The sequence below is a fragment of the Hydrogenophaga sp. 70-12 genome, from assembly GCF_001897365.1.
Classification (GTDB): domain Bacteria; phylum Pseudomonadota; class Gammaproteobacteria; order Burkholderiales; family Burkholderiaceae_C; genus Hydrogenophaga; species Hydrogenophaga borbori.
Genome location: NZ_MKSS01000421.1, coordinates 1 through 4,826 on the forward strand (window position 1 = coordinate 1; position 4,826 = coordinate 4,826).

Below are 4,826 nucleotides of genomic sequence, written 5' to 3' on the forward strand. Positions count from 1 at the left end.
TACGGCTGGAAATACCCGCTGTGGCTGTGCGTGGGCGCCACGGGCCTGTTCTTCGTCATCGACCTGGCCTTCTTCAGCTCGAACATGCTCAAGCTGTTCCATGGCGGATGGTTCCCGCTGGTCATCGGCGGCGCAGTGTTCACGTTGATGATGACCTGGAAGCAGGGACGCCGCCTCATGTCCAAGGCCCAGCAGGCCGAGGCACTGGAGCTCAATGGCTTTCTCGACGCGGTGTTCGTCGAGCCGCCGCTGCGCGTGCCCGGCGTGGCGGTGTTCCTTACCGCCGACCCGGGCATCGTGCCCAACGCGCTCTTGCACAACCTCAAGCACAACAAGGTGCTGCACGAGCAGAACCTGTTCGTCACCGTGCGCTCGCATCAGGTGCCCTGGATCGGCATGAGCGAGCGGCTGGAGGTCGAGCCCCTGGGCCACGACTGCTGGGCGGTCACCATCCACTACGGCTTCAAGAACGACCCCGACGTGCCCGCCGCGCTGGAGCCGCTGCGCCTGCGCGGCTGCGAGATCGAGCCCATGACCACGAGCTACTTCCTGTCGCGCGACGTGGTCACGCCCACGCTGGGCAGCGGCATGGCGCCCTGGCGCGAGAAGCTCTTCGCCGCCATGCACCACAACGCCGCCGGCGCCGCGGCCTTCCTGCACCTGCCGGCCAACGCGGTGGTGGAGCTGGGCTCCAAGGTCGAGATCTGAGGCCTTGGAGGCCCGCGAGGGCAACAGGGATTTGGCGGCTCTATAAGATATAAATAAAATAGATCTTATTGATCCCTGCCCCCGGCAGCGGCGACGAGGAAGTCCCATGACCACGACCGATCTGTGCACCGAGGAAGAGCTGAAGGTGCTGGTGCACGCCTTCTACGCGCGCGTGCGCCAGGACGCGGTCCTTGCGCCCATCTTCAACGCCCGCATCGACGATTGGGACCACCACCTCGACAAGCTGGTGGACTTCTGGTCCTCGGTGCTGCGGCGCACCGGGCGCTACACGGGCAACCCCATGCAAAAACACGCGGCCCTGCCCGAGTTGAGCGCCGAGCTGTTCGAGCGCTGGCTGGCGCTGTTCGGCGAAGTGGCCGACGCGCAGCCGAACCGCCGCATGGCGGTACAGGCCCGCGCGCTCGCCGGGCGCATCGCCCAGAGCCTGTGGATGGGTTGGCAGATGGGCCGCGACCCCCAGGCCCTGCCCCGTGGCCTGAACCCGGCCGGCGCCACGCCCTGAGCCGGTCGACGCCATGCGCCTGACCACGCTGACCGACTACGCGCTGCGCCTGCTGATGTACGTGGCGCGCCAGCCTGGGCGGCTGTGCACCATAGCCGAGGTCGCGCAGGCGCACGGCATCTCCGAGACCCACCTCATGAAGGTCACGCACCTGCTGGGCCGCCAGGGCTGGATCGAAACCGTGCGCGGCAAGGGCGGCGGCATGCGGCTCGCGCGCGCGCCGGCCGACATCAACCTCGGCGCGGTGGTGCGGGGCATGGAGCCGGACTTCCTGCTCGTCGAGTGCTTCGGTGAGGACAGCCGCTGCGCGCTCACCGGCCGTTGCGGGCTGGCGGGCGTGCTGGACGGCGCGCTCCAGAGCTTCCTCTCGCACCTGGACGGCCACACCCTGGCCGACCTGCTGCCCCCGGCGGCGGCGGTGCTGCGGCGGGCCTGAACCATGGACCTGCTGATGGCCTACCCCTGGATCAAGGCCGCGCACGTCGCGCTGGCGCTGACCAGCGGCGGATTGTTCGCCGCGCGCGGCGTGGGCGTGCTGCTGGGCTCGGCTGCGCCGCTGGCGGCGCCGGTGCGCCGCCTGAGCCAGCTCATCGACACCGCCCTGCTGATGGCGGCCCTGCTGCTGCTCGCGGCGCTGCGGCTCAACCCCTTCGCCACGCCGTGGCTGCAGCTCAAGCTGGGCCTGCTCGTGGCCTACATCGTGCTCGGCACGCTGGCCCTGCGGCGGGCGCGCACGCCGACGGGCCGGGCCATGGCCTTCGCGGCGGCCCTGGCCTGTTTCGCGGCCATGGTGGCGGTCGCGCGGGCGCACGATCCGGCGGTGCTGCTGCGCCTGCTGCCGGCGGGCTGAGCCCGCCGGCCTGTCGGGCCCGCGCCAGCGGCGCCGGGCCTGTCCCGGCAGAATCGCGCGATGCGATTCTTCAAGGACCTCAGCCTTTCCGCCGCCACCGCCGGCTTCGTCGCGGTGCTGGTGGGCTTCACCAGCTCGGTGGCGATCGTCTTCCAGGCGGCGCAGGCCTTCGGCGCCACGCCGGCGCAGATCACGTCCTGGATGTGGGCGCTGGGCCTGGGCATGGGCCTGTGCTCGGCGATTCCCTCGCTGCTGCTGCGCCAGCCCGTGATGGTGGCCTGGAGCACCCCCGGCGCGGCGGTGCTGGCCAGCGCAGGCCTGGCCGGGGGCTTCACGATGTCCGACGCCACCGGCGCCTTTCTGGTCTGCGGTGCGCTCATCACCCTGGCGGGCGCCACCGGCTGGTTCGAGCGGGTCATGAACCGCATCCCCATGGCCATCGCCGCGGCGCTGCTGGCCGGCGTGCTGGCGCGCTTCGGCCTGCAGGCCTTCGGCGCGGCGCAGACCGCGTTGGGCCTGGTGGTGCTGATGCTGCTGGTCTACCTGGTGGCGCGCCGCCTGGCGCCGCGCTACGCGGTGGTGTTCACGCTGCTCGCGGGCGTGGCGCAGGTACTGGCCACCGGCCGCTTCAACGCGGGCGCGCTCAGGCTCGAATGGGCCGTGCCGGTGTTCACCGCGCCGAGCTTCAGCCTGGCGGCGCTCACCAGCCTGGCGCTGCCGCTGTTCATCGTCACCATGGCCTCGCAGAACCTGCCGGGCGTGGCGGCCATCCGCGCGGCGGGCTACGACATGCCCATCTCGCGCATCCTCACCGTCACGGGCATCGCCACGCTGGTGCTGGCGCCTTTCGGCGCCTTCGCGCTCAACCTCTCGGCCATCACCGCGGCCATCTGCATGGGTCCCGAGGCCCACCCCGACCGCGACAAGCGCTACACCGCCGCGGTGGTGTGCGGCGCGCTGTACGTGGCCATCGGTCTGGTGGGCGCGCTGGTCACGGGCCTGCTGATCGCCTTCCCGCGCGAGCTGGTGATGGCCATCGCGGGCATCGCCCTGCTGGGCAGCATCGGCGGTGGGCTGCACGCCGCGCTCAAGGACGATGAGCACCGCGAGGCCGCGCTCATCACCTTCCTCGTCACGCTCAGCGGCGTGGTGATAGCCGGCATCGGCTCGGCCTTTTGGGGGGTGGTGGCCGGCGCCGCCGCGCTCTTTGTGCAACAGTACGGCCTCGCGAAAAAACACCCCCGCCCATGACGAAGAAGATCCTGGTCGTCGCCGACCCGCTCGAAGCTTTCAAGACCTACAAGGACAGCACCTTCGCGATGATGCGCGAGCTGCAGCGCCGCGGCCACGCGCTCGCGGCCTGCGAGCCGCGCCACCTGCAATGGGTGAGCGGCGGCCGTGTCACCGCCCAGGTGCGGCACCTGCGCCTCACCGGCGAACTCGACCACTGGTTCGACGTGAGCGGCGAGGGCCGCGAGGCCCTGGCGAGCTTCGACGCCGTGCTGATGCGCAAGGACCCGCCCTTCGACAGCGAGTTCTTCTACGCCACCCACCTGCTGGAGCAGGCCGAGCGCGAAGGCACGCGCGTATTCAACAAGCCCGCCGCGCTGCGCGACCACCCCGAAAAACTCGCGCTGATGGAGTGGCCGCAGTTCGCGCCGCCCACCCTGGTGACGCGCTCGGCCGAGGCCGTGCGCGCCTTCCACGCCGAGCAGCGCGACGTCATCCTCAAGCCGCTTGACGGCATGGGCGGCATGGGCATCTTTCGCGTGCGCGAGGACGGCCTGAACCTGGGCTCCATCATCGAGACCCTGAACCAGGGCGGCGCCACCAGCGTGATGGTGCAGCGCTACCTGCCCGAGATCGTGGAGGGCGACAAGCGCCTGCTGCTCATCGGCGGGAAGGTGGCGCCCTTCGTGCTCGCGCGCATCCCGCAGGGCAGCGAGGTGCGCGGCAACCTGGCGGCCGGTGGCAAGGGCGTGGCCCAACCGCTGTCCGACGACAACCGCGCCGTGGCCGAGGCCATGGCGCCCACGCTGGCCGCGCGCGGCCTGCTGCTGGTGGGCCTGGACATGATCGGCAACCGCGTGACCGAGATCAACGTCACCAGCCCCACCTGTTTCCAGGAGATCCAGCAGCAAACCGGCTTCGACGTGCCGGCGATGTTCGTGGACGCGCTGGAGGCGGCGCTGGGCTGACGCGATGGCCTGCCATCGCGGCCGGTGGCCTGGACGCCGCCAAGCCCTCACACTGTGGCGATGAACACCCCCCCGAAGACCCCCGCCGCGCCGGTCTCGCCGCCGGTGGACCCGCTGTTCCTCGCCACGCCGAAGGTCGGCACCTTCCTGGGTGAGCAATCGCTCACCAACGCCAGCGGCTTCTTCTTCGCGCGCGACGAACACCTCTTCCTCGCGACCAGCCGCCACGTCTTCATCGACGAGGGCAGCGAGCACCGGCCGGACCGCATCGAGATCACCCTGCACCTGGACCTTCAGGACCTCACGCGCTGCACCGGCTTTTCCATGCCGCTGTACGCCGACGGCACGGCGCTGTGGCGCCAGGGCCAGGACAGCGGCGGCGACATCGACGTGGCCGTGCTCGAAATCGATCGCGAGGCCCTGCCGAAGGAGGCGGTGTTGTTCGCCTTCACGCCCGCGCACATCGTTCGCGACTTTGACGCCGTGCCCGTGGACGCCACGCTGTTCATCGCGGGTTTTCCGCTGGGCTTTCACGACGAGGTGCACC

6 protein-coding genes and 1 pseudogene are annotated in these 4,826 nt (G+C 70.6%); all 7 read left to right on the forward strand.

The annotated features are described in order from the left end of the window. Positions 1 to 708, forward strand: a 708-nt coding sequence (locus BGO22_RS21935; RefSeq protein ID WP_286852430.1) for a KUP/HAK/KT family potassium transporter, incomplete at its 5' end; no start/stop codon positions are given. Positions 709 to 814: 106 nt separating this feature from the next. Beyond that, entirely contained in the window at positions 815 to 1,231 is a 417-nt protein-coding gene (locus tag BGO22_RS21940; RefSeq protein WP_070400869.1) for a group III truncated hemoglobin, read from the forward strand. Positions 1,232 to 1,244: 13 nt separating this feature from the next. Further along, positions 1,245 to 1,667, forward strand: a complete 423-nt coding sequence (locus tag BGO22_RS21945) for an RrF2 family transcriptional regulator (protein ID WP_286852431.1) — start codon at positions 1,245 to 1,247, stop codon at positions 1,665 to 1,667. 3 nt (positions 1,668 to 1,670) lie between these two features. Next, on the forward strand, positions 1,671 to 2,081 hold the full coding sequence (locus BGO22_RS21950) for a SirB2 family protein (protein ID WP_204743617.1): 411 nt from the start codon (positions 1,671 to 1,673) through the stop codon (positions 2,079 to 2,081). Positions 2,082 to 2,141: 60 nt separating this feature from the next. Then, positions 2,142 to 3,332 carry a benzoate/H(+) symporter BenE family transporter gene (locus BGO22_RS21955; protein WP_286852432.1) on the forward strand — a complete coding sequence of 397 codons (1,191 nt, stop codon included), beginning with the start codon at positions 2,142 to 2,144 and terminating at the stop codon, positions 3,330 to 3,332. Then, positions 3,329 to 4,279, forward strand: a complete 951-nt coding sequence (gshB, locus tag BGO22_RS21960; RefSeq protein ID WP_204743616.1) for a glutathione synthase — start codon at positions 3,329 to 3,331, stop codon at positions 4,277 to 4,279. Before BGO22_RS21955 ends, gshB begins: the two co-directional genes overlap by 4 nt. Positions 4,280 to 4,339: 60 nt before the next feature. Next, positions 4,340 to 4,826 (forward strand): annotated as a pseudogene (locus tag BGO22_RS21965) (serine protease); the annotation flags it as partial.

Coding starts and splice junctions, on each gene's coding strand:
- BGO22_RS21945 (WP_286852431.1), top strand. CDS start 1,245: ATGCGCCTGACCACGCTGACCGACTACGCGCTGCGCCTGCTGATGTAC.
- BGO22_RS21940 (WP_070400869.1), top strand. CDS start 815: ATGACCACGACCGATCTGTGCACCGAGGAAGAGCTGAAGGTGCTGGTG.
- gshB (WP_204743616.1), top strand. CDS start 3,329: ATGACGAAGAAGATCCTGGTCGTCGCCGACCCGCTCGAAGCTTTCAAG.
- BGO22_RS21955 (WP_286852432.1), top strand. CDS start 2,142: ATGCGATTCTTCAAGGACCTCAGCCTTTCCGCCGCCACCGCCGGCTTC.
- BGO22_RS21950 (WP_204743617.1), top strand. CDS start 1,671: ATGGACCTGCTGATGGCCTACCCCTGGATCAAGGCCGCGCACGTCGCG.